The following is a 24,485-nucleotide window of genomic DNA, read 5'->3' on the forward strand; positions in this document are numbered from 1 at the left end:
GACCATGACCGCCGAAATCGGCCATTACGCGCTTGTGCTGGCGCTGTGCGTCGCCCTCGTGCAGGCAAGCCTGCCGCTTGTGGGCGCCCAGAAAAACGACGCCGCCCTGATGGCGCTTGCCAAGCCCTCCGCGTTTGCGCAGTTCGGGCTCGTGACGCTTTCGTTCGGCTGCCTCGTCTACGCGTTCATCGTTTCGGATTTCACCGTCAGCAACGTCGTCGCCAACTCGCATTCCGACAAGCCGATGCTCTACAAAATCTCGGGCTCGTGGGGCAACCACGAAGGCTCGATGGTGCTGTGGGCCTTGATTCTGGCGCTTTTCGGCGCGCTGGTGGCGGGCTTCGGGCGTAACCTGCCCGACGGGCTGAAGGCGCGCACGCTTGCCGTGCAGGGCATGGTGTGCGTCGCGTTCCTCGCCTTCATCGTCTTCACCTCGAACCCGTTTTTGCGCGTGCTTCCCCCGCCGCTCGACGGCAACGGCCTCAACCCGCTGCTTCAGGACCCCGGCCTCGCCTTCCATCCGCCGCTGCTTTACGTTGGCTATGTCGGCTTCTCGATCGTGTTCGCGTTTGCGATGGCCGCCCTCATCGAAGGCCGCGTGGATGCCGCGTGGGCGCGCTGGGTGCGGCCCTGGACTCTGGCCGCGTGGTCGGCTCTCACGCTCGGCATCGCACTCGGCTCGTGGTGGGCCTATTACGAACTCGGCTGGGGCGGCTGGTGGTTTTGGGACCCGGTCGAAAATGCGAGCTTCATGCCGTGGCTTGTGGGTACGGCGTTGCTGCATTCGGCTATCGTCGCCGAAAAGCGCGACGCGCTGAAGACCTGGACCATTCTGCTCGCGATCCTTGCTTTTGCACTCTCGCTGCTCGGCACGTTCCTGGTGCGCTCGGGCGTGCTTACTTCCGTGCACGCCTTTGCGGTCGATCCGGCGCGCGGCGTGTTCATCTTGGCGATCCTCGTGATCGCGGTTGGCGGCTCGCTCGCGATGTATGCGTGGCGGGCGCCCATGCTGCGCGGCGGCGGCCTCTTCCAGCCGATCAGCCGCGAAGGCGGGCTCGTTCTCAACAACGTGCTGCTCGCAACCTCGGCCGCAACGGTGCTGATCGGCACACTCTATCCGCTGTTCCTTGAAGCGGTCGGCGGCGCCAAGGTTTCGGTGGGCCCGCCCTTCTTCAACGCGACCTTCGTGCCGCTGATGGTGCCGCTTCTGCTCGCGGTCAGCTTCGGCCCGTTGCTGGGCTGGAAGCGCGGCGATTTGGCCGCCGCCGCCCAGCGCCTGTCGTTCGCGATCGCGGCTTCGATCGCCGTGATCGTCGTCGTCTATTGGGCCGATGCAGGGCGCAAGATTTTCGCGGCCCTGGCGATGGGTTTGGCCGCGTGGCTCATCGCGGGGGCTGCCGTCGAATGGAGCGAACGCGTGGCGTTGTTCCGCGCACCGGCCGGCACCGTGTGGTCGCGCATGCGCAATCTGCCGCGCGCGAGCTGGGGCATGACGATCGCGCATGCGGGCGTGGGCCTCATGGTGATGGGCATTGCGGGTGTGACCGCCTGGCAGACCGAAGTGATCCGCCTCGTGCGCGCGGGCGATGCGTTCGACGTGGCGGGCTATCGCTTTGTGTTCAAGGGTGTCACGCAGCGCGAGGGGCCGAATTTCTTTGCCACGCAAGCCACGTTCGAGGTCTACGAAAACGACCGGCTCTATGCCGTGCTGATGCCCGCCCGCCGCTTCTTCCCCGTGGCCGGCACCTCGACGACCGAAACCGCGATCAAAACGAACCTGCTGGCCGATCTCTACGCCACGATCGGCGATCCGGAATTGGGCACGCCCGCACTCAACATGCCGGCCTTCCTTGCCCCCACCGACGCCAACACGCAATGGACCGCGCGCATCTACCACAATCCGCTCGTCCCCTGGATCTGGATCGGCGCATGCGTGATGGCGTTCGGCGGCATTGTGTCGCTGACCGACCGGCGCCATCGCGTGGGTGCCCCTCGGCGTGCGGCCGTCCCGCTCGGTGCTGCACAGGCGGCCGAATGAAGCGCCTGCTGTTTCTGGTTCCGCTCGCGGCGTTTCTGGTTCTGGCGGGCTATCTCGGTTTCGGGCTCACGCGCGATCCGCAGAAAGTTCCGAGTGCCCTTATCGACCGCCCGGCTCCTGCCTTCGATCTGCCGGCGGTACCGGGCCTCGCCCTTGCGGGCCTGTCGAACGAGACGCTCAAAGGCCAAGTCTCGATCGTCAACGTATTCGCCTCGTGGTGCCAGCCTTGCCGCGTCGAGCATCCGATTTTCATGCGCCTTGCGCGCGAAAGCGACGTGCCGATCCTCGGCCTCAACTACAAAGACAAAGCCGAAGACGCGCGCAAATGGCTGGGCGATCTCGGCAACCCCTATCGCGCCATCGGCTACGATATCGAGGGCCGTGTGGCGATCGATTGGGGCGTGTACGGCGTGCCCGAAACCTTCGTCGTCGATCGCAGCGGCACAATCCGCTTCAAACATGTGGGGCCGGTCACGCCTGCCGTGCTCGACGACATGCTGAAACTCATCGCGCAATTGAAGAGGGCGGCATGAGGGCGCGTCGTTTCGCATTCGCGTTCCTGTGCGCCTTTCTTCCTTCAGCGGCCGGTGCCGTGTTGCCGAGCGAGCGCTTGGCCGATCCCGCCCTCGAGGCGCGCGCGCGCGTGATCAGCCAGGATCTGCGCTGCCAGGTCTGCCAGAACCAGTCGATCGACGATTCGAACGCCTCGCTTGCGGCCGATCTGCGCCGCCTTGTGCGCGAGCGGTTGACGGCCGGCGACAGCAACGAAGCCGTGCTGTCGTATGTCACGCAGCGCTACGGCGACTATGTGCTGCTGCGCCCGCCGCTGCGCACCGACACGATTCTGCTGTGGTACGGGCCCTTCGGCCTGCTCGCGGCAGGGCTCCTCGGCGCGGCCATCTATATCCGGCGCCGCAATCCCAAAGCGGCACCGTCCGTCGCTTCCTTGAGTGCCGAAGAAGAGCAGCGCTTGGCCAAATTGCTGGCGCCAGAGGAACGCAAATGATTTTCGCCGTTCTGGCGCTGCTGACAGCACTCGTCGTGGCCATGATGGTGTGGCCGATGCTGCGCAAGGCCAAGGCCCCGCCCACGCGTGCGGCCTTCGACATGGAAGTGCATCGCGACCAGCTCGAAGAGATCGCGCGCGATTTGGCGCGCGGCACCATCGATGCGCGCGAAGCCCAGGCCGCCCGCGCCGAAATCGGCCGCCGCATGCTGACGCTTGCCGCCGAACCTGCGTTGGAACCTGCGCATACCGGCGGCTCGCGCCTGCTGGCGGTCGCGTTGGCGGTCGCACTTCCGGCGGCAGCGTTCGCACTTTACATCGACCGGGGTGCGCCGGGCGCACCCGGCGTGCCGTTTGCCGAACAGCGCGCGACGGGCACCAACCAGGATCCGCAGCTCGTGGAATTCGCACGCGCTTTGCGCGCGCGCGTGGCGAACAACCCGAACGATATCGAAGCCTGGGTGCGTCTTGCCCAAGTCTCGGCCGCATTCAACCTGGCCGAAGACGCGCTCGATGCCTGGCGCGCCGCCGACAAGCTTGCAGGCGAGCGGCCCGAACTTGCAGGCTCGCTCGGCGAAGCGGCCGTGCTTGCCGCCAACGGCCAAGTGACACCCGAGGCGCAGCGCGCCTTTGCGCGCGTGCTCGCCGCAGACCCCGGCGATCCGCGCGCGCGCTACTATATGGGCCAAGCGCTGGCGCAAGCAGGCGACCTCAACGCCGCCGTGCGCATGTGGTTCGATCTCGCTGCCGCCTCGCCGCCCGACGCGCCGTGGCTGGCGACCGTGCGCGAGGCGTTGGCGCAAGCCGCACGCGAAGCGCGCATCGATCTTTCGCGCCTGCGCCCCTCGCCCGACAATCGCCCGGCCATATCGAGTTTGGCGCCGCCGCAAAGCGTTTTTGCTTCGGCCGCTCCGCCGCAGGGCGCACCGCAAGGCGTGCCGCCGGGTGGCCAAGCCTTGCTCGCGTTGCCCGAAGCCGAGCGTGCAGAAGCCATTCGCGGCATGGTCGAAGGGCTTGCGGCCCGGCTCGAAGCGCAGCCCGACGATCTCGAAGGCTGGCAGCGCCTCGCCCGTTCGTGGCAAGCGCTCGACGAGCCCGAGAAGGCGCTTGCCGCCTATGCGCGCACGGCCGAAATCGCGCCCGACCAGATCCCCGTGCTCGACGCCTATGCCGATGCGCTGCTCGCACTCCACGATCCCGACACGCGCCTCGACGATTCCGCGCGCAAAGCAATGGCGAATCTGCTCGAGCGCTCGCCCAACAACGCATTGGCGCTTTGGCTCGTCGGGCTCGACGAAGTCGTCGCCGGCAACCAACTCGCCGCCACGGCCTTGTGGCAGCGTCTGTTGGCCTTGTTGCCCGAAGGAACGCCCGCGCGCGCCGAACTCGTCGAGCGCATCGAAAAGCTCAAAGCCGGAAACTAGCGCTTCAAGCGCCGATCAAAGCGCGGCCCACATCGGCGCGATAGGCGGCGGCGAGGATGAAGGCGACGTCGCCTTTTTGCCCGAGCAGCGGCAGCGACAGGCGCTCCCAGGTCTGCGGCTCTTCTTTGGGGCCAAACCAGCCGGCATAGACGCGCCAATAGGGGCGCTGCGTGCGCCGAACCATCCGATACTCGGCCGTCAGAATGCCGGATTGGGCAGCCGGCAAATCCTCGACGATCGCCCCCGTCATATCGACGCCGAAGGCTTTGCGAAACGTGGTGCCGTAGAAGCCGTAGCGGAAGCGCGCTTGCGGGCGCACCTCGATCACGATCAGGTTGCGCGCCCATTCGGCCAAGCCCTGCACGTCGAGATCGCGCGCACGCGGCGGGCCCCCGGCCGCCGGCGACTGGCGAATCCAGAACCGGTAAAGCTGCCGCAATTTGTCGCTTTGGATGCTGCGCAGAAATTCGTCGCTCATTCCGATACCGCTTGTTGCCCCAAGAATCATAAGCTGCGACGCGCCGCAGGCGCGAATTATATCGATATTGCCTCATTCGGCATGTAGATTCGCAAATTGTATGGACATGAAAACCAAGACAAAAAAGACCCAGATCGTCGTGATCGGCGGCGGTGCGGGCGGACTCGAGCTGATGGCGCGGCTCGGCGCCAAGTTCGCAGGCAAGCATTACGACCTCATTCTGGTCGATCGCAACCGCGCGCATATCTGGAAGCCGCTGCTGCACGAGGTGGCGGCAGGCTCGCTCGACGCCAATCTCGACGAGGTCGGGTATCGCAGCCACGCCTATCGCTGGGGCTACCGGTTTTTCGACGGCACGCTCGAGGCGATCGACCGCGACAGCCGCGAGGTCGTGATCGCCCCCATGTTCGACGAAAAGGGCCTCGAGATCGTGGCCCGCCATCGCATCCGCTACGACTATCTCGTCGTCGCGGTGGGTTCGGTCTCCAACGATTTCGGTACGCCCGGCGTGCGCGAGAACTGCATCTTCCTCGACGAACGGGCCCAAGCCGACCGCTTTCGCCAGCGTCTGCTCAATGCGTGTCTGCGCGTGTCGCGCGGCATGACGATCGATCCGTCGGCCAATCTCACCGTCAATGTCGCGATCGTCGGCGGCGGGGCGACTGGCGTGGAGCTTGCGGCCGAGCTCTACAGTGCTGCTGCCGCCTTGCGCGTCTACGGCCTCGAAGTGTTCGACGAAAGCCGCCTTAAGATCACGTTGATCGAAGCAGGCCCGCGCATCCTGCCGGCCTTGCCCGAGAAGCTTGCGGCCGCCGCGCACAAAGAGCTTGAAGCGCTTGGCGTGCGCGTGCTCACGGGCACGCAAGTTACGCAAGCGACGCCCGAGGGGATCGTCACCAAAAGCGGCGAGACCGTCGCGGCCGATCTGCGCGTATGGGCGGCCGGCGTCAAAGGCGGGGAATTTCTCAAAGAGATCGGCGGGCTCGAGACCAATCGCACGAACCAGCTCGTGGTGCTGCCGACCCTGCAGACCACGCGCGACGAACGCATCTTTGCGATCGGCGATTGCTGTGCGTGTCCCGTCGAAGGCAGTCCGCGCCCGGTTCCGCCGCGCGCGCAAGCCGCCCATCAGATGGCCGCGACCGCGTTCAAGAATCTCTGCCGCCTCGTCGAGGGCAAAGCGCCCGTGCCCTTCGTCTACAAAGACCACGGCTCGCTCGTGAGCCTCGCGCGCTACACGACCGTGGGCAGCCTCATGGGCAATCTCATCGGCGGGCGCATGGCGGTCGAAGGCAGGCTTGCGCGCTTCGTCTATGTGTCGCTCTACCGCATGCACATTCTGGCCGTGCATGGCTGGCTCAAGGGCCTGATCATGATCGGCATCGGGCACGTGAATCAGGTGATTCGTCCGAAACTCAAACTGCACTGAATTAGGGACCTATCGATTGCCGGAGCGGGGATGGTGGAGCCGATCGGGATCGAACCGACGACCTCCTCATTGCGAACGAGGCGCTCTCCCAGCTGAGCTACGGCCCCCTGCTCCGGCATCGAAAGGTGCGGGATAATGCTGGCCCGCCCCGCCCCTGTCAAGGGAGCGATTTTCCAAGACCTTGCAAGCGTTTGACGGCTTCGAGTACGATCCGCCCGCACGCTTTTTCCGGGGAAATGGGGCCACCATGCAGTCGTTGGGCGTTTTGCTGTCGTCGGTCATCCAGATCTATATTTGGGTTCTGATCGGCTCTGCCGTGCTGTCGTGGCTCCTGGCCTTCAACGTGCTCAATGCGCGCAACCAGGTCGTCTACACGATCGCCGATTTTCTCTACCGCATCACCGAGCCCGCCTTGCGCCCGATCCGCCGCTTCATGCCCAATATCGGCGGCATCGACATTTCGCCGGTGGTGCTGATCCTGCTGCTGATCTTCGCGCAGAACCTGATCTACGAATATTGGCTCTGACAAGATGGGCGGCTATTTGGAGCTCGCGGCGGACGGCGTGTATCTCGCCGTGCGCGTGACGCCCAAATCGCGCCGCCCCGGTATCGGCGGCATTGGCGACGGCACCAACCTCGCGGTCGCGGTCAACGCCGCCCCCGAAGACGGCAAAGCCAACGACGCGACCATCGCCGCCCTCGCCGAATTTTTCGGCGTTCCGAAGCGCCAGTTCGCGTTGGTCAAAGGGGCCACGTCGCGCCTCAAACGCTTCAAGATCGCCGGCATGCCCGAAGCGTTGCGCAAAACCATCGAAGGAAAACTCGCATGACCGCCCGCATCATCGACGGCAAAACCATCGCCGCGGATTTGCGTGCCGATGTCGGCCGCGAGGTTGCAAGCCTGCCCTTCCAGCCGGGCCTTGCAGTCGTGCTCGTGGGCGAGGACCCGGCCAGTGCCGTCTATGTGCGCAACAAACACAAGGCCACGCTCGAAGCTGGCATGGCGAGCTTCGAACATCGCTTGGCGGCCACGACAAGCGAAGCCGATCTGCTGGCCCTCGTCGCCAAACTCAACGAAGACGAAAAAGTCGACGGCATCCTCGTGCAATTGCCGCTGCCCAAACATATCGACGCCACGAAGGTGCTGGACGCAATCGCGCCGGCCAAAGACGTCGACGGCTTCCACGCGGTCAATGCGGGCCTGCTCGCGAGTGGCCGGCCGGGCTTGGTGCCGTGCACGCCCGCCGGTTCGATGCGCTTGATCGCGAGCCTCGGCACGAACATCGCCGGCAAACACGCCGTGATCGTCGGCCGCTCGAACATCGTCGGCAAGCCGATGGCGCATCTGCTGCTGGCCGCCGACTGCACGGTCACGGTCGCGCACTCGAAGACGGCGAACCTTTCCGCCGTTTGCCGCAGTGCGGACATTCTCGTCGCCGCCGTCGGCCGACCCGAAATGGTCAAAGGCGATTGGATCAAGCCGGGGGCGATCGTGATCGACGTCGGTATCAACCGCGTGGCAACGCCGGACGGCAAAGGCCGCCTCGTCGGCGACGTGGACTACGCGGCCGCGCTGCCGATCGCAGGCGCCATCACGCCCGTCCCCGGCGGTGTCGGCCCCATGACGATCGCCTGCCTGCTCGCCAACACGCTCATGGCGGCAAAGGCACGCCGCGCAGCCTGACCACACCGCGCATGTCGGCGGCATCGGCAATCGGCTTGCCCTTGCGCAATATCTCGATCTTGCCCTCGCCCATCAGCACCAGGGCGCGCGCCCGGATCTTCGGCAACAACCCCTGCCAAGCCTTCCCAGGCCCGGCGAGAACCACGGCCACATCCGAAGGACTGACCGACCGCCCCGCCGTGACGGCCGCGAGGATCGCCGCGTCGAGAGCTTCGTTGTCGGGCGGTGCTTGCGTCACCCTTTGCGCTTCGCCGCCGCCAGGCGCAGGCGCAGCGCGTTCAGCTTGATGAAGCCTTCCGCGTCGCGCTGGTTGTAGGCACCGGCGTCTTCTTCAAAGGTCACGTGCGCCAAGCTGTAGAGGCTGTTGGGGCTCTTGCGGCCCGCGACGGTGGCCTGACCCTTGTAGCACTTGATGCGCACGGTGCCCGAGACGTTGGCTTGGCTCTTGTCGATCGCAGCCTGCAGCATTTCGCGCTCGGGCGCGAACCAGAAGCCGTAATAGACCAGCTCGGCATAGCGCGGCATCAACTCGTCCTTGAGGTGGGCGGCACCGCGGTCGAGCGTGATCGATTCGATCCCGCGATGGGCCACATGCCAGATCGTCCCACCGGGCGTTTCGTACACGCCACGGCTCTTCATGCCGACGAAGCGGTTCTCGACGAGATCGAGGCGGCCAATGCCGTGGCGGCCGCCGATCGCGTTGAGCTCGGTGAGCAAAGCGGCCGGCGACAGACGCTTGCCGTTGACCGCGACCGGGTCGCCCTTTTCGAATTCGATCTCGAGATATTCGGGCTTGTCGGGGGCGGCTTCGGGCGAGACGGTGCGCGAATAGACGAATTCTTCGGGCTCCTGCCACGGATCTTCCAGCACTTTGCCTTCGGCCGAAATGTGCAAGAGGTTCGCGTCGACCGAGAAGGGCGCTTCGCCGCGCTTGTCCTTGGCGATCGGGATCTGGTTCTTTTCGGCGTAGTCGAGCAGCTTCGTGCGGCTGTCGAGCTTCCATTCGCGCCAGGGCGCGATCACGCGGATGTTGGGTTCGAGCGCGTAGTAGGTGAGCTCGAAGCGCACCTGATCGTTGCCCTTGCCGGTGGCACCGTGGCACACGGCATCCGCCCCGACCTGGCGCGCGATTTCGATCTGGCGCTTGGCAATGAGCGGGCGCGCGATCGACGTGCCCAGCAGATACTGGCCCTCGTAGAGCGCGTTGGCGCGGAACATCGGCATCACGAAGTCGCGCACGAATTCCTCGCGCAGATCTTCGATGAAGATTTCCTTGATGCCGAGCATCTGCGCCTTTTTGCGCGCGGGCTCGAGCTCTTCGCCCTGGCCGAGATCGGCCGTGAAGGTCACGACCTCGCAGCCGTAGGTGTCCTGCAGCCATTTGAGAATGATCGAGGTGTCGAGGCCGCCCGAATAGGCGAGGACGACTTTTTTGACTTTCTTTTCCATGGGACGGACCGTTTCGAGCTTGGACTGGGGATGCGGCAAAATCGGCGCGGAGTATAGGTATTGCACGGGCCGGGGCAAGGGCGGTCTCGTGCTTTTTGGCAAAGTGCGGGGTAGAATCGAGACACCCGATTCGACGCGTTCTGTACAAAAAGGGACGAAAAATGCTGTTCGTCAAACTCGTCGAGCTTTATGGCCGCTACGGCTTCACGATCCGCTCGAGCATTTCGCCGTTCCTGCTGACCAAATTGTCGCTGAACAGTGCCGAAGACGGCACCTTCACCTACGCGTTCCGCAAGGGCACGAACATCGGCAATCTCGGCGGCGGCATCAACATGTCGGAGGTGGCGCTGATCGAGGATATCGGCCAGGTGCTCGCCCCCAAACGTATCTTCGCGATCGGCTGTTCGTTCGGCTGGAGCACACTCGCTTTGGCGCTGGCGATGCCCAAGGCCAAGATCGTGGCGATCGATATCGGCATGGGCAACGGCAAAGAGGGCTTGGCGCTGACGAACCAAATCGCCAAGGAAAACGGCTTCGACGTGACCGGCGTGCTGGGTGCGTCACCCGACGATTTGGCCGCCACGGTCGCCGCCCATTTCGACGCCCCCATCGACATGGTGTTCATCGACGCCGACCACACGAACGAAGCGCAGAGCAAAGACTATTTCGGCATCCGCCCGCATTGCACGACCGACGCCGTCTACATGTTCCACGACGTGATGGTCTGCCAGATGCTGCCGTCGTTCAAAGAAATCGCGGCCGCCACGCCCTCGCACAAAGCGCGCGTGCTCACGCGCACGGCGTCGGGTATTGGCATCTTGGCGCCCAAAGACAGCCACGCGGAATTGCACCGCGTGCTCGACGCTTATTGCGATCCTTACGGTGCCGTCCCGGTCTAGGACGCGTCGCCGCTGCTCGCTGCGGCTGCGGCATCGAGCAGGCTGCGGCGGATTTTCTGGCTTTCGCTTTTAAGCTGGCCGCAGGCGGCCGAAATGTCGCGCCCGCGCGGCGTGCGCACCGGGCTCGAATAGCCGGCGTCGAACACGATCTGCGAAAACTTCTCGATGGCTTCGTTTGTCGAGCACTCGAACGGAGCACCCGGCCAGGCGTTGAACGGGATCAGATTGACCTTGGCCGGAATGCCCGAAATGAGCTTCACCAACGCGCGCGCATCGGCCGGGCTGTCGTTGACGCCCTTCAGCATCACGTATTCGAACGTGATACGCCGCGCGTTCGACAGGCTCGGGTAGTTGCGGCACGCCTCCATGAGTTCGGCGATCGGATACTTCTTGTTGAGCGGGACGAGCACGTCGCGAAGCTCGTCCGTGACCGCATGCAAGGAGATCGCCAGCATCACGCGCAATTCTTCGCCGCAGCGCTTGATCATGGGGGCAACGCCCGAGGTCGACAGCGTGATCTTGCGCTTGGAGATCGCAAGGCCTTCTTCGTCCATCGCGATCTTCATCGCCTTGGCGACGTTGGCGTAGTTGAACAAAGGCTCGCCCATGCCCATCAAAACGATGTTCGTGAGTTTGCGGTTGCCTTCGGGGCCGGGCCATTCGTCGAACGTGTCTTTGGCCAGCATGATCTGGCCGACGATTTCGGCGGGCGTGAGGTCGCGCACAAGGCGCTGCGTGCCCGTGTGGCAGAATTTGCAGGTGAGCGTGCAGCCGACCTGGCTCGAGATGCAAAGCGTGCCGCGGTCTTCTTCGGGGATATGGACGGTTTCGATTTCTTGCCCGTCGGGGAAGCGCAGCAGCCATTTTTTGGTGCCGTCGATCGAATCCTGCAGGCGGCTGATCTCGGGCCGGTGCACGGCGTAGCGTTCGGCCAATTTGGCGCGCAGCTTCTTCGACATGTCGGTCATGTCGTCGAAATCGCGGGCACCCTTGGCGTAGATCCAGCCCCACAATTGGCGCGCGCGGAATGCCGGCTCGCCGAGCTCTTTGAAAAGCTCGGCCAGCTCCTGGCGCGTGAGCCCCACAAGGTTGCTGCGCCCGTCCGGACTTTGCGGGGCGGGCAGGCTTTCCTTGAAGGGCGCCAAGGCGGGGGCTGGGACGATGGGCTCGAGCATGCCCGCTATATAAGGGTGCCCGGCAGTTCTGGCTAGCGGCGCACGTTGCAGGCGCGGTCGATATCGGCCAAAGCGCGGGCAAAGCCCGTGAGATTGTAGGTGTCGGTCGTCTCGGTGCCGCGTGCGGACACGCCGCGTACGATTGCCGTTGCGCGCGGGGCGGCGGCGCGCATCGCGTCGATGGCCGTGCGGTTGGCGGCGTCTTCGCGCGTCCAGGCACGGTCGGAGCCTGGCTGGTCGAGATTGGAAAGCGGCACTTTGACGCGCCCGATTTCGATTTCCATGGCCCCGCCGTCGCGCAGCGGATATCCGGCAAACCACGTGATCTCGTTGGATTTGTTGACGCCCGGATAATGCGCCACGCTCAAGGTCGGATCGGCGCGGCGCGCCCCCGCAGGCTTGCTCTCGACCTTGACCGGGCGGCCGATCACGTAGCACACGCGCGTGGCCCCGCTGCCTGCTTCGGCCGCGAGCCAGCCGTCGTAATTGCCGAGCTGGCGCGGGCCCGCATTTGCGGGTGCGGCCGGGGCGGGGGCAGCCGGGCGCGGCTGCGTTTGGGCCCCCGCCTCGACGGCGAGGAACAAACCAAATACAGAGAGCCAGAGAGCGGTTTTCATGGGCGAATCGTGATCCGATGGGCCATAGCTTGCGTATCGCACTGGACATGATGCTCGTCAACCGCGCAGAAACCCTCGCCCCACGCCCCGGCCGCCCCAGCGCGGTCGCGACGGCGTTTGCGGGCGCGCTTGCGCCGTTCTTGAACCGCTCTATACAAGGCGCCATGGCCAACGACAGCGACCCGCTTTTGCCGGCAACCCCGACGCTCGAAGCGCTGGTGCGCGATCTGGGGGCGGTGGCCAATCGCCAGGACCGGGCGGCTTTCGCCCGTCTGTTCGCGCATTTCGCCCCGCGCGTGAAGGGCTATCTGATGCGCCTGGGGGCCGAGCGCGCGCAGGCGGACGACCTGATGCAAGACGTGATGCTGACCGTCTGGCGCAAGGCGCCCGGCTACGATCCGCAGATGGCGAGCCCCGGCACCTGGATATTCGCGATCGCGCGCAATCGGCGCATCGACGCACTCCGCCGCGACAAGCGCGCCGATCTCGACCCCGACGATCCGGGCCTAATGCCCGATACCGCCGCCCTGCCCGACCGCGTGCTCGATGCCCGCATGTGGGAGACGCGGCTGGCGGGGGCGATCGCCGATCTGCCGCCCGAACAGGCGCAGATGCTGCGCCTTGCCTATTACGAAGACCGCTCGCACGGCGACATCGCTTCGAGCCTGCGGCTGCCGCTCGGCACGGTCAAGTCGCGCCTGCGGCTTGCCGTGGCGCGGCTTCGCACTATGTTTGAGAGCGACACATGAAAGCGCACAGCATGACAAACTTGGCCCATATTCCGGACGAATGGCTGCTCGACCACGCCGCCGGCGCCACGCCCGAGCCGGTGGCGGTGCTCGTCGAAGCGCATCTTGCACTGTCCGCACCTGCGCGCGCGACCTATGCGCGCCTCGCTTCCGTGGGCGGCGTTCTGCTCGAACAGCAGGCACCGGCCGAACTCGCCGCCGACGCGCTCACCTGCATGATGGCGCGCATCGATGCGAGCCCCGCAACCTTGCGCCACACCGCACCGGCCGCCGCTTCCGCCCTGCTGCCCGCCGCCGTCAGCGCCTATACGGGCCCGTCGATCGACGCCCTTGACTGGCGGCGCGTGGTGCGCGGCGTGGAACAGGCCACGCTGAAGCTCGGCACGACAAGCCCCTACGAATTGAGCCTGCTGCGCATTGCGGCCGGCAAGTCGATCCCGCAGCACACGCACGAGGGCGACGAACTGCTGCTCGTGCTCGCCGGTTCGTTCGAAGACGGGCGTGCCGGCTATGCGCGCGGCGACGTGTGTGCGGCCGACGCAAGCGTGGACCACGCCCCCGTGGCCGACCGCGCGACGGACTGCCTGTGCCTACATGTGGCCAATGCGCCCATCAAGCTCACGGGTCCGTTCGGGCGCCTTCTCAATCCGCTGCTGAAACTCGCGCGCCGCTAGACGTCGCCGTCAAGGTGTTCCGCCCGGCAGGATCGGGCGCGCGTCGTGCGTGCGCATCGACAGCACGCGGTCGTACATCACAAGTGCGCCCGCGAGCGACACGTTGATGCAGAATTTCGTCGGGATCTTGATCACGAATTTGCACAAGGCCTGCATGGCGGGCGACAGCGAGCCGCGCTCGGGCCCCAGCACGTAGGCGGCCGCGCGCGGGTGGCGGAAGCGCGGCAGATCGATCGCGTCGTCGGTAAGCTCGATGCCCACAAGCGTGCAGCCGAGCGGCAATTGCATCGCGTCGATCGTCGGCCAATCGTAGATCGGCACGCTCTGCGAGGCGTCGGACGTATCGGCCAAATTGGCTTGGTGCCGGTCGAACGCGGCCGCGACCGTGAACACAAACGCCGCGTCGAACGCGTGCGCGGTGCGCGCGAGAGCGCCCAGATTCATGGGTTTCGAAATACCCTCGACGCCGATGCCGAAATAACCCTTCATGATCGGCGGACCTTGCCCTTTGGCGCGCGGCAAGGCAAGTTTCCCCGCATCATGAATGCTCCCTTGATCGTCGAAGTCACGCGCGGCAATGCGGTCGAAAGCCGCCACCGCACGCATGTCGCAATCGCCACGCCCGACGGCACAATCCTCGAAGCGTACGGCGATATCGATCTGCCCGTATTCCCGCGCTCGGCGATCAAGCCGATCCAGTCGCTGGGCTTGCTCGAAAGCGGGGCGGCGGACGCGTTCGGCTGCTCGAATGCCGAGATCGCGATTTCGGCCGCCAGCCACGGCGGCGAGCCCATGCACACGCAGACGGTCGCCGCATGGCTCAATCGCATGGGTCTCGATGCGAGCGATCTCGAATGCGGGGCGCATCTGCCCACGCACGCCCCCAGCGCCGAGGGCCTGATCCGCGCCTTCGAAGCGCCCACCGCACTCCACAATAATTGTTCGGGCAAACACACCGGCATGCTCGCCGTGTGCCGCCATCTTGGTTGGCCCACCAAGGGCTATATCGACCCGTCGCACCCGCTCCAAAAAGAGATCGTGGCGCGCTTCGAGGCGATGCTGGGGCTCGATCTTGCGGCGGCCGCCACCGGCTTCGACGGCTGCTCGCTGCCGCAGATCGCCATCCCGGTGCGCAATCTCGCGATCGGCATCGCGCGCCTCGGGAGCCCCGATGGGCTCGAACCCATGCGCGCCGCCGCGTGCAAGCGCATGGCGGCTGCCATCGTCGAAAACCCATTCATGCTGGCGGGCTCGGGCCGCTTCTGCACGCGCACCTTGCAGGCGGCCCGCGGCCGCGTGGTGCTGAAGACCGGGGCCGAGGGCGTTTACATGGCCGCGATTCCGGAACGGCGCATCGGCATTGCGCTTAAAGTGGAAGACGGGGCGGGCCGTGCGGCCGAAGTCGCGATGGCGCGCCTGCTCGACCGGCTCGGCGGTTTTGCCGACACGCCAAGCACCGAGGTCGAGGCTCTCGTCAATCCGAAACTCGTCAATGCCAACGGTTGGACGGTCGGCGAGATTCGCCCCGCGCCGAATTGGTGATGCGCGCGATCGGCTGCAGCGCTTTTGCCGATCCGCCCGTGCTGCGGCTGGGCGATTTGCCGATCCCGTCGCCCGGCCCCGGCGAAGTGCGGCTGCGCGTGCGCGCGGCGGGCGTGAATTTCGCCGACACGCTGATGGTGCGCGGCAAGTACCAGGCCAAGCCCGAATTCCCGTTTGTGCCCGGCATGGAAATGGCCGGCGAAATCGACGGGCTGGGTGCGGGCGTGACCGGCTTTGCCATCGGCACACGCGTGCTCGCCACCGCCGAACACGGGGCTTTCGCCGAGTTCGCGATCGCGCGCGCGGCCGACACGGTCGCAATTCCGGACGCGATGGATTACGCGACCGCCGCCGCCTTTCCCATCGTCTACGGCACGGCGCATGGCGGCTTGCTTTGGCGCGCAAACCTGCAGGCGGGCGAAACGCTGCTCGTCCTCGGGGCGGCAGGCGGCGTGGGGCTCGCGGCCGTCGAAGTCGGCAAGGCGATGGGCGCCATCGTCTATGCCGGAACCAGCGACGATGCGCGCGGGCGCCTGGCGATGGCGCACGGGGCGGACACGGCCATCAACTACGCGACCGAAGATCTGCGCGCCGTGGTGCGCACCCTCACGCGCGACAAGGGCATCGACGTCGTATTCGATCCAGTGGGCGGCCCCGCCTTCGATGCGGCCTTGCGCGCGGTCGCGTGGGAAGGGCGCATCGTCGTGGTGGGGTTCGCGGCCGGTGCCGTGCCGCAGATCCCGGCCAATCTGCTGCTCGTCAAGAATGCGGCAGCGCTCGGCTTTTTCTGGGGCAGCTATCGGCGCCACGATCCGGCGCGCCTGCAGGCCTCGCTTTCCACGCTGATCGGCTGGTGGCAGCAAGGGCTCTTGAAGCCGCATGTCGATGCGCGTTTCAAACTCGCCGATGCCGTCACGGCCTTGGCTCATCTCACCGAGCGCAAGGGGACAGGCAAAGCTGTGATCGAAATCGCATGACCGACCCCGACGACATCCGCATCGCCAAGCTCCTGCATGCGCGCGCCGATCTCGCCCCCGGCGACCCCATTGCCCCGCCCATCGTGCTCGCAAGTTCATTTCACATTCCGGGGCTGCCGGCCGATGCGCCGTTCCAATACGGCCGCTTCCACAATCCGAGCTGGGATGCGGTCGAGCATGCGCTGGCGCTGCTCGAAGACGCGCCGGTCGTTGGCTTCCCCTCGGGCATGGCCGCGATTGCTGCCGTGCTCTATTCCACGTTGCGCAGCGGCGACCGCATCCTGCTGCCGTCCGACGGCTACTACACCACGCGCGCCTTGAGCGAACGTTTCCTTGCACCGCTCGGCGTTGCGTTCGACACGCGCGCCACGGCGAAATTCCTCGAAGGGGGTTTTGCGGGCTACCGGCTCGTCTGGATCGAAACCCCGTCCAATCCGGGCCTCGACGTGTGCGACATTGCCGAGGTCTGTGCTGCAGCGCACGCCGCCGGTGCGATCGTATGCGTCGACAACACCACGCTCACCCCGCTTGGCCAGCGCCCGCTCGATCTGGGTGCCGATCTCGTGGTCGCGGCCGACACCAAAGCGCCCGCGGGCCATTCGGACGTGCTGTTCGGCCACGTCGCCTCGCGCGACGAAAAGCAGCTGGCGGCCGTGCGCGACTGGCGCAAACTCGGCGGGGCGATCCCCGGCCCGTTCGAAGCGTGGCTCGTGCATCGCGGCCTCGAGACGCTCGAGCTGCGCTATGCCCGCCAATGCGAAAACGCGCTCGCAATCGCCCAGCGCCTGGCCGTGCACAAGGCGACGGTCTCGGTGCGCTATCCCGGCCTTGGCAACGATCCCTCGCACACGATCGCGCGCAAACAGATGCGCCGCTTCGGCGGGCTCGTGGGCGTTACCTTCGCCGACGAAGCTGCCGCCGAAACCTTCATCGCATGCCCCTTCATCCGCCCGAGTACGAGCTTCGGCAGCGTGCACACAAGTGCCGAGCGACGCGCCCGCTGGGGCGACGCGGTGGCACCCGGCTATGTGCGCCTGTCGGTCGGCTGCGAACCGCTCGAAGCTTTGTGGGGCGCGATGGACGAAAGCCTTTCCCAACTCTAGCGCCAGTATTCGGGGCGCTGCAGCGTGCGTTCGACGTCGCCGCGCGTGAGGCCCATATCCTTGAGCTCATCCGGCCCCAACTCGGCGAGGCGCGCGCGCTGCTGGGCGCGCTCTTGGGCTGCCATCAAAAAGCGCGCGCTGGCGCCGAGTGCTCCGCCAAGGGCCACAAATACCGCGATCCAAGCGCGGCGAACATCCACGCTGTCGTGCTGGACCAAGCTTGCCATGCCACAATCTCCTTCATGTGTGTTTTCTGGCTTGGCAAACAATTTGACCCTATAATTGGCATTCGACAAACGACCTCTTCTCGCCCTTCTCATTAGGAAATCTAGGGTATGGCCGTTCCGCGCCACACGCCCCGCCTGCCGCCGCTCAATGCGCTGCGCGCCTTCGAGGCGGCCGCCCGCCATCTGTCGCTGACGAAGGCGGCGGAGGAACTGGGCGTCACGCAAGCGGCGGTGAGCCACCAGGTCAAAGCGCTCGAAGAAGATCTCGGCACGCCTTTGTTCCGGCGCCTGACGCGTGCGCTTGCCTTGACCGACACGGGCGCTCTGCTCGCACCCGAACTTGGCGTCGCCTTTGCGCGCATTGCGGCAGCCGCCCAGCGTGCGCGCGAGCGCGAAGCCAAAGGCACGCTCACGATCAGCCTGCTCTATACGTTTGCGCTGCGGCTCGTCCCCCGGCTCGGCGTGTTCGCAGCCCGCCATCCCGAGATCGTGCTGCGGCTCGACAATTCGAAGCACAAGATCGATTTCGACCGCGAGCCGCACGACGCCGCGATTCGCTACACGGCAGACGCGAACGCGCCGGGCCTCTACGCCGTCAAACTTTTCGACGATGCGTTGACCCCGCTTTGCGCGCCCGAGATCGCCAAAAAGATCCGCAAGCCTGCCGACCTGTTCCAGTTCGAAATGCCGGACGACCACAATTTTTGGGACGATTGGAAAACTTGGCTCGAAGCGGCGGGCTTGGATGCTGCCCCGCGACGGCGGGCGACCGTCTACGATTCGACGCGCCTTGCGGTCGAAGCGGCGATGGAAGGGCTTGGCCTCGCCTTGGGCGCGCCCTATCTGTTCGAAAGCCAGATCGCGTCGGGCCGCCTCGTGCAGCCGCTCGACCTCATCGTGCCGGCGGGCAAAGCCTATTGGTTCGTGTGCCGCAAAGCGGACGCGGACCGCCCGACGCTCAAAGCTTTTCGGGATTGGCTGTTGGAAGAAACCGCGCCGCAGCGTGCCGCCTTCGCGCGCATCGGCAAAGCCAAGCGGCGGCGATAGGTGGGCGCTTTTGCGGAAGCCGGAGCATAGGATTGGTTGAGGTCGTCCAAATCCATTGAAAGGAAAATATATTTTTATAGAGGTAATTATCTTTGTTCTTGAAATAAACCTTCGTTTATGCTCCAATCAATCATCGTCGCCGGGGTCGCCGCCGGCCGCGTGCGCTATTTGAAATGTGAAGAAAGACGAGCGGGATTCCGCCCAAAAGTGGGTCTTGCAACATGTAACCTCGAATCGTCGTCGCGGTTACATTTCTGAAATATCAATAGCTTAAACCGGCGACCGTCGCGATTTGTCGCGCTTGGTAACCTATTCTTTGGGGTAGTCGACGCGGGCCAGATACAGCCCCTCGGGCGGGGCGGTGGGGCCGGCCGCACGGCGGTCGCGCGCGTCAAGCGCTTTGGCGACGTGGTTCGCGGTCCAGGACCCGTTGCCGACCAGTTTGAGCGTGCCCATCATGTTGCGCACCTGGTGGTGCAGGAACGAGCGCGCTTCGACCCAGGTGACGATCTCGTCGCCCTCGCGGCGTATGTCGAGCCGGTCGAGCGTTTTGAGCGGGCTTTTGGCCTGGCAATCGCCCGCGCGGAAGCTCGAAAAATCGTGGTGGCCGACGAGAAGCTGCGCGGCATCGTGCATCGCAGCAGCGTCGAGGCGATGGTTGATGTGCCACACGCGGCCCCAATCGAGCACGGGGCGTGCGCGCCGGTCGCAGATGCGGAACAGATAGACGCGCCGGATCGCCGAAAAACGCGCGTGGAAATCGGCCGGTGCGGGCGTCACCTCGAGCGCTTGAACCTTCTGTGGTTTGAGGTGCCAGTTCAGCGCATCGCGGATTTTGAGCGGGTCCCAGTCACGCTCGAGATCGACATGCGCCACCTGCCCCAGCGCATGCACACCCGAATCCGTGCGCCCCGCCCCTGCGACCGCCACCGCATGGCCGCAGAATTTGGCGAAGGCGGTTTCGAGCGCTTCCTGCACGCTCGGCCCGCCGGCCTGGCGCTGCCAGCCCAGAAAATCGCTGCCGTCGTATTCGAGCGTCAGCCGGTAGCGGGTCATGAGGACGGCGGATCGATCTGGGGCAGATCGAGCCGCGTGCCGGGCGGCAAGGCAAGGCCGCGCAGCAGCTCTTCGGCCGACATCGGGCTGCGGCCCGCACGCTGCACGCGCTCGATCGCAAGCGCGCCCTCACCGCACGCCACCGTCAACGGTGCAGCCACGATGGTGCCGGGTTCGGCTTTTGCGGATGCCGCCACGACGCGGGCGGCCAGCACTTTGAAGCGTTCGCCCGACCACGCGAACCACGTGCCCGGAACCGGATCGAACGCGCGAATGCGGCGTTCGAGTTCGACGGCCGGGCGGCGCCAATCGAGGCGCGCTTCCTCCTTGGTGAGTTTACGCGCGTAGGTGGCATCGTCGGGCTGCTTGATCGCCACCAGCGTTTCGAGACTCTCGAGCGCTTCGACGATGGCTTTGGCACCCGCGCCCATCAGCGCATCGTGCAGAAGGCCGCCGGTAGTGTGCGATTCGATGGCGATTTTATGCACAAGGAGCGTGGGGCCGGTGTCGAGCCCGGCTTCCATCTGCATGATGGCAATGCCGGTCTCGGCGTCGCCCGCTTCGATCGCGCGCTGGATGGGGGCGGCCCCGCGCCAGCGCGGCAGCAACGAGGCGTGGATGTTGAGGCAGCCGCGCTTGGGCGCATCGAGGATCGCCTGCGGCAGCAAAAGCCCGTAGGCCGCCACGACCGCCACTTCGAGATCGAGGGCCGCGAATTCAGCGCGGCTCGCCTCGTCCTTGAAGTTCGCGGGATGGCGCACGGGCAGGCCCAATTCGAGGGCGCGCAGATGCACGGGGCTTTGTTGGATGCCGTGGCCGCGGCCCTTCGGGCGCGGCGGCTGGGTGTAGACGCAAGCGATCTCGTGGCCCGCTGCGGCGATCGCATCGAGGGCAGCAGCGGCAAATGCCGGCGTGCCCATGAAGCAGACGCGCCGCCGTTTGGCGCTCACGCATCCGCCTTGATGCGTTTGGCCTTCTGCAGCTTGCGCAAGATCATCGAGCGCTTGAGGGAGGAGATGTGGTCGACGAACAAGGTGCCTTCGAGATGGTCGATCTCGTGCTGGATGCATACCGACAGCAGCCCCTCGCACTCGATCTCCTGCACGGCGTCGTTTTCGTCGCGGTAGCGCACGCGCACCTTGGCCGCGCGCTCGACGTCGGCATAGTGCTCAGGCACGGACAGGCAGCCCTCTTCGCCGGGCACGCGCTCGTCGGACATCCAGACGATCTCGGGATCGACGAAGCGCATCGGGCGCGGCGGGGCACCCTCTTTTTCGCGCGCGAGATCCATCACGATTACGCGTTTGGAAACGCCGATCTGCGGGGCCGCAAGGCCAATACCATTGGCCGCGTACATGGTCTCGAACATGTCGTCCATGAGGTCGCGGATCTGCTGGTCGACCCGGCCGACCGGCTGGGCCTTGATTTTGAGGCGTGGATCGGGGGCCACGAGAATTTCGCGCAGTGCCATAAAACGTTAGTTATGATGACTTGCGGGCTTGGTCAAGCCTTGGCCCGCATACCCGTTTGCCCGAAGGAATACGCCCATGAACGCCGCCCAACGCCTGCGCCGCCGCCTCGAAGAAAAACGCCTGTGCGTGATGCCCGGCGTGTTCGACGCGCTCTCGGCCAAACTGGCGGCTGAAGCCGGGCACGAGGTGCTGTTCATGACCGGCTTCGGCGTCTCGGCCGTGCGCCTTGCTTCCCCCGATGCGGGCCTCATCTCGATGGGCGAGATGCTCGACCAGTTGCGCTCCTGCATCGCCGCCGCAGGCGATATTCCCGTGGTCGGGGACGGCGATACGGGCTGGGGCAACGCGCTCAATGTGCAGCGCACGGTGCGCGAATATGCGCGTGCAGGTGCCGCCGCCATCATGCTCGAAGACCAAGTCACGCCCAAAAAATGCGGCCACACGAAGGGCAAGCAAGTGATCTCGCGCCAGGAAGCGCGCCTCAAGATCCGCGCTGCGTGCGAGGCGCGCGATGCGCTGCGCGCCACGGGGGCGGGCGATATCCTGGTGCTGGCGCGCACCGATGCGCGCGCCGTGAACGGCTTCGACGATGCTTTGGCGCGCTGCCAGGATTTCGCCGACGAAGGGGCCGATATTCTGTTTCTCGAAGCGCCTGAGAATATCGACGAGATGCGCCGTTTTTGCGCATCGGTGAAGCGCCCGTGCCTCGCCAACATGGTGTTCCAGGGCAAAACGCCGGTCCTGCCGCCGGCCGAATTGCAGGAAGTGGGCTATCGCCTCGCGGTCTATCCGATCGCCGCACTCGCGGGCCTCATCGCATCGCTGCGCCAGACCTACGCGGCCCTCGTACCGGGCGCCGGCGTCGCCCATCCGCCGCAGCTCGATTTTGCGGCCCTGCAAGAGGCCGTCGGCTTCCCCGCCTATTGGGACGCGGAGAAAAAATACGCGGCCGAATAGCGGCGATCAGAGCAGTTCGCCCTTCGTGAAGGGCTTGGTCGCCACTTCGACGGGGGGCAGCAGAATGTCGGGCGCGTTGGGCCCGGCCGCTTCGAAGTCGCGCAGCTTGCGCGCACTCGGCAGCAGCCGCGTCTCGAGCGAAGACACCGATTTGTTGTAGGCGTTCGTCGCGTCGTCGAGCGCCTTGCCAATGCCAGCCACGTGTTTGGCCACCACGCCGATACGCTCGTAGAGATCGGTGCCAAGCTTCTGGATCTCGCGCGCATTCGCGGCCAAACCTTCCTGGCGCCAGGCATAGGCGATGACCCACAGCATCGTCTGCAGCGTGAGCGGCGTGGCCAAAGCCACGCGCTGTTTGGCCGCGAATTCGAGCAGTTCGAAATCGGCTTCGACGGCGGCACTCAAGAGCGCTTCGTTCGGCAGGAACATCAGCACGAATTCGGGCGAGCCTTCGACCTTGGCCCCGTAGTCTTTGCCCGCAAGCGTGCGCACATGGCCTTTGAGCTGGGCCGCATGCTCTTTGAGGAAACGCGCGCGCTCGGCCGGGTCGGTGGCGTCGTGCGCCTTGAAATAAGCATCGGCCGGGGCCTTCGCGTCGATCACGATCGCGCGCCCGCCAGGCAGCCGCACGACCGCATCGGGACGCGCCGACGCGGTTTCGTGCGCCACGCTGAACTGCTCGTCGAAATCGATGTGGCTGTTGAGACCCGCAAGTTCGAACGAGCGGCGCAGCGTGTTTTCGCCCCATTTGCCGCGCACGGCCGGGTTCTTGAGGGCGGCGGCAAGATTGGTCGTGGCCATCGACAAGCGGTCGCTGCGCTCGCCCAGGCTTTCGACCTGCTTGGTCAAAGCGCCGTAGCTTTGGGCGCGCGCCTGTTCGATCTCGGCGAGCCGCACGCCCATTTTTTCGAGCGCTTCGCGCACCGGGGCCACCATCTCGCCCACGGCTTGCTGGCGCTTCTCGAGATCGCCCTTGGCGATCTCCTGTTCGCCCGCGAAGCTCGCTTTGGCAAGTTCGAGGAACTGCGCGGTCGTGGCCTGCAGCGTTTTGGCAGAGAGCGCATCGAACGTATCGACGAGGCGTTTTTCAGCCGCCAGCAGCAGCGTTTGTTTCTCGGCCGCTTGCGCGCGTTCGGCCTTGAGTTCGGCCTCGAGGCTTGCGGCCTTCGCGCGCATTTCGGAGAAGCCGCCTTGCACGCGCGCGAGATCGTCTTCGAGGCCCGCAATGCGCTGGACCTGCGCTTCGGCCGCACTCTGGGCACGCGTCGCGGCATCCAGGCGCGTGCGCAGATCGAGCTCAAGATCGGCCGCCTGGATCAGCTTTTCCTTGTAGATTGCCTCACGCCCGCGGCCGCGCAGGGCGAAGTAGGTGCCGGCAGCACCGACCAGCAATCCCACAAGGATGAAGCCGACAATTTCCATGCGCTAGATTTTGGCACCCACGGGCGAAGGCCCGACATTGCGGCGCAGAAGATCATCGAAATAGGAGATGGTCTTCTTGAGGCCTTCGTCGAGCTGGATCTTCGGCTCCCAGCCGAGCAGGTTTTTGGCCTTGGCGATGTCGGGCTTGCGCTGCAGCGGATCGTCGGCGGGCAGCGGGCGCTGCACGAGCTTCGATTTCGCACCCGTGAGCGCAATGACGCGCTCGGCCAATTGGCGAATCGTGAATTCGTGCGGATTGCCGAGATTGATCGGCCCCGTGATCGCATCGGGGCTGTCCATCAGGCGCACAAAACCTTCGATGAGGTCGTCGACGTAGCAGAAGCTGCGCGTCTGGGTGCCTTCGCCGTAGATCGTGATGTCCTGGCCCTTCAGCGCCTGCACCACGAAGTTCGACACCACGCGCCCGTCGTTCGGGTGCATGCGCGGCCCGTAGGTGTTGAAGATGCGCGCCACTTTGATCTTGGTGCCGTGCTGGCGGTGATAGTCGAAGAACAGCGTCTCGGCGCAGCGCTTACCTTCGTCGTAGCAGGCGCGCGGGCCGATCGGGTTCACGTTGCCGCGATATTCTTCGGGCTGCGGATGCACTTCCGGATCGCCGTACACTTCCGAGGTCGAAGACTGGAAGATCTTGGCCTTCACGCGCTTGGCGAGGCCCAGCATGTTGATGGCCCCGTGCACGGACGTTTTGGTCGTCTGCACGGGATCGAATTGGTAGTGGATGGGAGATGCCGGGCACGCGAGATTGTAGATCTCGTCGACCTCCACGTAGAGCGGCATCGTCACGTCGTGGCGCAGCACTTCGAAATGCGGATTGCCGAACAGCGGCACGATATTGTCTTTGGAGCCAGTGAAGTAATTGTCGACGCACAGCACGTCGTGCCCGGCACCCACGAGCCGCTCGCACAGATGCGAGCCCAAAAACCCCGCCCCGCCCGTCACCAGAATGCGTTTGCGCAACGACATGAACCGTCCAACCTTTCGAGGAAAAACCCAAGCGCCGGAATAGCAGGGCGCTCGCCAAGACACAACGCCCGCAATG

At 65.4% G+C, this 24,485-nt stretch carries 28 protein-coding genes and 1 tRNA gene; 16 read left to right on the forward strand and 13 right to left on the reverse strand.

What is annotated here, in order from left to right:
* Positions 1 to 4: 4 nt before the first annotated feature.
* Genes O9320_04425 through ccmI form a run of 4 tightly spaced genes read left to right on the forward strand, consistent with a single transcriptional unit; the run spans position 5 to position 4,468 of the window.
* Positions 5 to 2,038: a heme lyase CcmF/NrfE family subunit gene (locus O9320_04425; protein ID MCZ8310075.1), complete on the forward strand. Its 2,034-nt coding sequence runs from the start codon at positions 5 to 7 to the stop codon at positions 2,036 to 2,038.
* Positions 2,035 to 2,571: a DsbE family thiol:disulfide interchange protein gene (locus O9320_04430; protein MCZ8310076.1), complete on the forward strand. Its 537-nt coding sequence runs from the start codon at positions 2,035 to 2,037 to the stop codon at positions 2,569 to 2,571. Before O9320_04425 ends, O9320_04430 begins: the two co-directional genes overlap by 4 nt.
* Positions 2,568 to 3,044 (forward strand): cytochrome c-type biogenesis protein CcmH, encoded by a 477-nt coding sequence (locus O9320_04435; GenBank protein ID MCZ8310077.1) that lies wholly within the window; start codon positions 2,568 to 2,570, stop codon positions 3,042 to 3,044. The genes O9320_04430 and O9320_04435 overlap by 4 nt, the downstream gene beginning before the upstream one ends.
* Complete coding sequence (gene ccmI, locus O9320_04440; GenBank protein ID MCZ8310078.1) at positions 3,041 to 4,468, forward strand: c-type cytochrome biogenesis protein CcmI; 1,428 nt, start codon at positions 3,041 to 3,043, stop codon at positions 4,466 to 4,468. The genes O9320_04435 and ccmI overlap by 4 nt, the downstream gene beginning before the upstream one ends.
* 4 nt (positions 4,469 to 4,472) lie before the next feature.
* Here the strand turns inward: ccmI and O9320_04445 are convergent, their stop codons facing one another.
* Entirely contained in the window at positions 4,473 to 4,946 is a 474-nt protein-coding gene (locus O9320_04445) for a hypothetical protein (GenBank protein ID MCZ8310079.1), read from the reverse strand.
* 106 nt (positions 4,947 to 5,052) lie between these two features.
* Between O9320_04445 and O9320_04450 the strand changes: the two genes are divergently transcribed.
* Complete coding sequence (locus O9320_04450; GenBank protein MCZ8310080.1) at positions 5,053 to 6,375, forward strand: NAD(P)/FAD-dependent oxidoreductase; 1,323 nt, start codon at positions 5,053 to 5,055, stop codon at positions 6,373 to 6,375.
* 31 nt (positions 6,376 to 6,406) lie between these two features.
* Here the strand turns inward: O9320_04450 and O9320_04455 are convergent.
* A tRNA-Ala gene (locus O9320_04455) sits at positions 6,407 to 6,482 on the reverse strand.
* Positions 6,483 to 6,622: 140 nt separating this feature from the next.
* Between O9320_04455 and O9320_04460 the strand changes: the two genes are divergently transcribed.
* Genes O9320_04460 through folD form a run of 3 tightly spaced genes read left to right on the forward strand, consistent with a single transcriptional unit; the run spans position 6,623 to position 8,059 of the window.
* Positions 6,623 to 6,901: a YggT family protein gene (locus O9320_04460; protein ID MCZ8310081.1), complete on the forward strand. Its 279-nt coding sequence runs from the start codon at positions 6,623 to 6,625 to the stop codon at positions 6,899 to 6,901.
* Between the two features lie 4 nt (positions 6,902 to 6,905).
* Positions 6,906 to 7,205: a DUF167 domain-containing protein gene (locus O9320_04465; GenBank protein ID MCZ8310082.1), complete on the forward strand. Its 300-nt coding sequence runs from the start codon at positions 6,906 to 6,908 to the stop codon at positions 7,203 to 7,205.
* On the forward strand, positions 7,202 to 8,059 hold the full coding sequence (folD, locus tag O9320_04470) for a bifunctional methylenetetrahydrofolate dehydrogenase/methenyltetrahydrofolate cyclohydrolase FolD (protein MCZ8310083.1): 858 nt from the start codon (positions 7,202 to 7,204) through the stop codon (positions 8,057 to 8,059). Before O9320_04465 ends, folD begins: the two co-directional genes overlap by 4 nt.
* Here the strand turns inward: folD and O9320_04475 are convergent.
* Positions 8,028 to 8,297 (reverse strand): DUF3253 domain-containing protein, encoded by a 270-nt coding sequence (locus O9320_04475; protein MCZ8310084.1) that lies wholly within the window; start codon positions 8,295 to 8,297, stop codon positions 8,028 to 8,030. The genes folD and O9320_04475 overlap by 32 nt on opposite strands.
* A complete protein-coding gene (locus O9320_04480) occupies positions 8,294 to 9,508 on the reverse strand; it encodes an argininosuccinate synthase (GenBank protein MCZ8310085.1) in 1,215 nt (404 codons plus the stop codon). The genes O9320_04475 and O9320_04480 overlap by 4 nt, the downstream gene beginning before the upstream one ends.
* 161 nt (positions 9,509 to 9,669) lie before the next feature.
* Between O9320_04480 and O9320_04485 the strand changes: the two genes are divergently transcribed.
* Positions 9,670 to 10,407 carry a class I SAM-dependent methyltransferase gene (locus O9320_04485; GenBank protein MCZ8310086.1) on the forward strand — a complete coding sequence of 246 codons (738 nt, stop codon included), beginning with the start codon at positions 9,670 to 9,672 and terminating at the stop codon, positions 10,405 to 10,407.
* Here O9320_04485 and rlmN read toward each other — a convergent pair.
* Entirely contained in the window at positions 10,404 to 11,582 is a 1,179-nt protein-coding gene (gene rlmN / locus O9320_04490) for a 23S rRNA (adenine(2503)-C(2))-methyltransferase RlmN (GenBank protein ID MCZ8310087.1), read from the reverse strand. The genes O9320_04485 and rlmN overlap by 4 nt on opposite strands.
* Before the next feature lie 32 nt (positions 11,583 to 11,614).
* On the reverse strand, positions 11,615 to 12,199 hold the full coding sequence (locus O9320_04495; protein MCZ8310088.1) for a hypothetical protein: 585 nt from the start codon (positions 12,197 to 12,199) through the stop codon (positions 11,615 to 11,617).
* A 29-nt stretch (positions 12,200 to 12,228) separates the two neighbouring features.
* Between O9320_04495 and O9320_04500 the strand changes: the two genes are divergently transcribed.
* Positions 12,229 to 12,948: a sigma-70 family RNA polymerase sigma factor gene (locus tag O9320_04500; protein ID MCZ8310089.1), complete on the forward strand. Its 720-nt coding sequence runs from the start codon at positions 12,229 to 12,231 to the stop codon at positions 12,946 to 12,948.
* 11 nt (positions 12,949 to 12,959) lie between these two features.
* On the forward strand, positions 12,960 to 13,622 hold the full coding sequence (locus tag O9320_04505) for a ChrR family anti-sigma-E factor (GenBank protein ID MCZ8310090.1): 663 nt from the start codon (positions 12,960 to 12,962) through the stop codon (positions 13,620 to 13,622).
* A gap of 9 nt (positions 13,623 to 13,631) precedes the next feature.
* Here O9320_04505 and O9320_04510 read toward each other — a convergent pair whose 3' ends face one another.
* Positions 13,632 to 14,144 carry a TrmH family RNA methyltransferase gene (locus O9320_04510; protein MCZ8310091.1) on the reverse strand — a complete coding sequence of 171 codons (513 nt, stop codon included), beginning with the start codon at positions 14,142 to 14,144 and terminating at the stop codon, positions 13,632 to 13,634.
* Positions 14,145 to 14,162: 18 nt separating this feature from the next.
* On the opposite strand from O9320_04510, the gene O9320_04515 reads away from it, so the two are divergent.
* Genes O9320_04515 through O9320_04525 form a run of 3 tightly spaced genes read left to right on the forward strand, consistent with a single transcriptional unit; the run spans position 14,163 to position 17,244 of the window.
* Positions 14,163 to 15,164, forward strand: a complete 1,002-nt coding sequence (locus tag O9320_04515; protein MCZ8310092.1) for an asparaginase — start codon at positions 14,163 to 14,165, stop codon at positions 15,162 to 15,164.
* Positions 15,164 to 16,141, forward strand: a complete 978-nt coding sequence (locus O9320_04520; GenBank protein MCZ8310093.1) for an NADPH:quinone oxidoreductase family protein — start codon at positions 15,164 to 15,166, stop codon at positions 16,139 to 16,141. The genes O9320_04515 and O9320_04520 overlap by 1 nt, the downstream gene beginning before the upstream one ends.
* On the forward strand, positions 16,138 to 17,244 hold the full coding sequence (locus tag O9320_04525; GenBank protein MCZ8310094.1) for a cystathionine gamma-lyase: 1,107 nt from the start codon (positions 16,138 to 16,140) through the stop codon (positions 17,242 to 17,244). Before O9320_04520 ends, O9320_04525 begins: the two co-directional genes overlap by 4 nt.
* Here the strand turns inward: O9320_04525 and O9320_04530 are convergent.
* Positions 17,241 to 17,471 (reverse strand): DUF1127 domain-containing protein, encoded by a 231-nt coding sequence (locus O9320_04530; GenBank protein ID MCZ8310095.1) that lies wholly within the window; start codon positions 17,469 to 17,471, stop codon positions 17,241 to 17,243. The genes O9320_04525 and O9320_04530 overlap by 4 nt on opposite strands.
* Before the next feature lie 108 nt (positions 17,472 to 17,579).
* Here O9320_04530 and gcvA point away from each other — a divergent pair, with 108 nt between their 5' ends.
* Positions 17,580 to 18,518 carry a transcriptional regulator GcvA gene (gcvA, locus tag O9320_04535; GenBank protein ID MCZ8310096.1) on the forward strand — a complete coding sequence of 313 codons (939 nt, stop codon included), beginning with the start codon at positions 17,580 to 17,582 and terminating at the stop codon, positions 18,516 to 18,518.
* Positions 18,519 to 18,827: 309 nt separating this feature from the next.
* Here gcvA and truA read toward each other — a convergent pair whose 3' ends face one another.
* From truA to def, 3 genes are read right to left on the reverse strand one after another with little or no spacing between them, the layout of a single operon-like run.
* On the reverse strand, positions 18,828 to 19,574 hold the full coding sequence (gene truA, locus O9320_04540) for a tRNA pseudouridine(38-40) synthase TruA (protein ID MCZ8310097.1): 747 nt from the start codon (positions 19,572 to 19,574) through the stop codon (positions 18,828 to 18,830).
* Positions 19,571 to 20,494: a methionyl-tRNA formyltransferase gene (fmt, locus tag O9320_04545; GenBank protein MCZ8310098.1), complete on the reverse strand. Its 924-nt coding sequence runs from the start codon at positions 20,492 to 20,494 to the stop codon at positions 19,571 to 19,573. Before fmt ends, truA begins: the two co-directional genes overlap by 4 nt.
* 26 nt (positions 20,495 to 20,520) lie before the next feature.
* Positions 20,521 to 21,045 carry a peptide deformylase gene (gene def / locus O9320_04550; protein ID MCZ8310099.1) on the reverse strand — a complete coding sequence of 175 codons (525 nt, stop codon included), beginning with the start codon at positions 21,043 to 21,045 and terminating at the stop codon, positions 20,521 to 20,523.
* 76 nt (positions 21,046 to 21,121) lie between these two features.
* Here def and O9320_04555 point away from each other — a divergent pair, with 76 nt between their 5' ends.
* Complete coding sequence (locus tag O9320_04555; GenBank protein MCZ8310100.1) at positions 21,122 to 22,003, forward strand: isocitrate lyase/PEP mutase family protein; 882 nt, start codon at positions 21,122 to 21,124, stop codon at positions 22,001 to 22,003.
* A 6-nt stretch (positions 22,004 to 22,009) separates the two neighbouring features.
* Here O9320_04555 and rmuC read toward each other — a convergent pair whose 3' ends face one another.
* Both rmuC and O9320_04565 read right to left on the reverse strand, forming a co-directional pair.
* Positions 22,010 to 23,425 (reverse strand): DNA recombination protein RmuC, encoded by a 1,416-nt coding sequence (rmuC, locus tag O9320_04560; protein ID MCZ8310101.1) that lies wholly within the window; start codon positions 23,423 to 23,425, stop codon positions 22,010 to 22,012.
* A 3-nt stretch (positions 23,426 to 23,428) separates the two neighbouring features.
* Positions 23,429 to 24,409 carry an SDR family oxidoreductase gene (locus tag O9320_04565; protein ID MCZ8310102.1) on the reverse strand — a complete coding sequence of 327 codons (981 nt, stop codon included), beginning with the start codon at positions 24,407 to 24,409 and terminating at the stop codon, positions 23,429 to 23,431.
* Between the last annotated feature and the right edge of the window lie 76 nt (positions 24,410 to 24,485).

Origin of the sequence: Magnetospirillum sp. (genome assembly GCA_027532905.1) — a bacterium.
Lineage (GTDB): Bacteria > Pseudomonadota > Alphaproteobacteria > CACIAM-22H2 > CACIAM-22H2 > Tagaea.

Bases quoted from the DNA above. Each gene is read 5' to 3' on its own strand.
- O9320_04425 (MCZ8310075.1), top strand. From the start codon at position 5: ATGACCGCCGAAATCGGCCATTACGCGCTTGTGCTGGCGCTGTGCGTC.
- O9320_04430 (MCZ8310076.1), top strand. From the start codon at position 2,035: ATGAAGCGCCTGCTGTTTCTGGTTCCGCTCGCGGCGTTTCTGGTTCTG.
- O9320_04435 (MCZ8310077.1), top strand. From the start codon at position 2,568: ATGAGGGCGCGTCGTTTCGCATTCGCGTTCCTGTGCGCCTTTCTTCCT.
- ccmI (MCZ8310078.1), top strand. From the start codon at position 3,041: ATGATTTTCGCCGTTCTGGCGCTGCTGACAGCACTCGTCGTGGCCATG.
- O9320_04445 (MCZ8310079.1), bottom strand. From the start codon at position 4,946: ATGAGCGACGAATTTCTGCGCAGCATCCAAAGCGACAAATTGCGGCAG.
- O9320_04450 (MCZ8310080.1), top strand. From the start codon at position 5,053: ATGAAAACCAAGACAAAAAAGACCCAGATCGTCGTGATCGGCGGCGGT.
- O9320_04460 (MCZ8310081.1), top strand. From the start codon at position 6,623: ATGCAGTCGTTGGGCGTTTTGCTGTCGTCGGTCATCCAGATCTATATT.
- O9320_04465 (MCZ8310082.1), top strand. From the start codon at position 6,906: ATGGGCGGCTATTTGGAGCTCGCGGCGGACGGCGTGTATCTCGCCGTG.
- folD (MCZ8310083.1), top strand. From the start codon at position 7,202: ATGACCGCCCGCATCATCGACGGCAAAACCATCGCCGCGGATTTGCGT.
- O9320_04480 (MCZ8310085.1), bottom strand. From the start codon at position 9,508: ATGGAAAAGAAAGTCAAAAAAGTCGTCCTCGCCTATTCGGGCGGCCTC.
- O9320_04485 (MCZ8310086.1), top strand. From the start codon at position 9,670: ATGCTGTTCGTCAAACTCGTCGAGCTTTATGGCCGCTACGGCTTCACG.
- rlmN (MCZ8310087.1), bottom strand. From the start codon at position 11,582: ATGCTCGAGCCCATCGTCCCAGCCCCCGCCTTGGCGCCCTTCAAGGAA.
- O9320_04495 (MCZ8310088.1), bottom strand. From the start codon at position 12,199: ATGAAAACCGCTCTCTGGCTCTCTGTATTTGGTTTGTTCCTCGCCGTC.
- O9320_04505 (MCZ8310090.1), top strand. From the start codon at position 12,960: ATGACAAACTTGGCCCATATTCCGGACGAATGGCTGCTCGACCACGCC.
- O9320_04515 (MCZ8310092.1), top strand. From the start codon at position 14,163: ATGAATGCTCCCTTGATCGTCGAAGTCACGCGCGGCAATGCGGTCGAA.
- O9320_04520 (MCZ8310093.1), top strand. From the start codon at position 15,164: ATGCGCGCGATCGGCTGCAGCGCTTTTGCCGATCCGCCCGTGCTGCGG.
- O9320_04525 (MCZ8310094.1), top strand. From the start codon at position 16,138: ATGACCGACCCCGACGACATCCGCATCGCCAAGCTCCTGCATGCGCGC.
- O9320_04530 (MCZ8310095.1), bottom strand. From the start codon at position 17,471: ATGGCAAGCTTGGTCCAGCACGACAGCGTGGATGTTCGCCGCGCTTGG.
- gcvA (MCZ8310096.1), top strand. From the start codon at position 17,580: ATGGCCGTTCCGCGCCACACGCCCCGCCTGCCGCCGCTCAATGCGCTG.
- truA (MCZ8310097.1), bottom strand. From the start codon at position 19,574: ATGACCCGCTACCGGCTGACGCTCGAATACGACGGCAGCGATTTTCTG.
- fmt (MCZ8310098.1), bottom strand. From the start codon at position 20,494: ATGGGCACGCCGGCATTTGCCGCTGCTGCCCTCGATGCGATCGCCGCA.
- def (MCZ8310099.1), bottom strand. From the start codon at position 21,045: ATGGCACTGCGCGAAATTCTCGTGGCCCCCGATCCACGCCTCAAAATC.
- O9320_04555 (MCZ8310100.1), top strand. From the start codon at position 21,122: ATGAACGCCGCCCAACGCCTGCGCCGCCGCCTCGAAGAAAAACGCCTG.
- rmuC (MCZ8310101.1), bottom strand. From the start codon at position 23,425: ATGGAAATTGTCGGCTTCATCCTTGTGGGATTGCTGGTCGGTGCTGCC.
- O9320_04565 (MCZ8310102.1), bottom strand. From the start codon at position 24,409: ATGTCGTTGCGCAAACGCATTCTGGTGACGGGCGGGGCGGGGTTTTTG.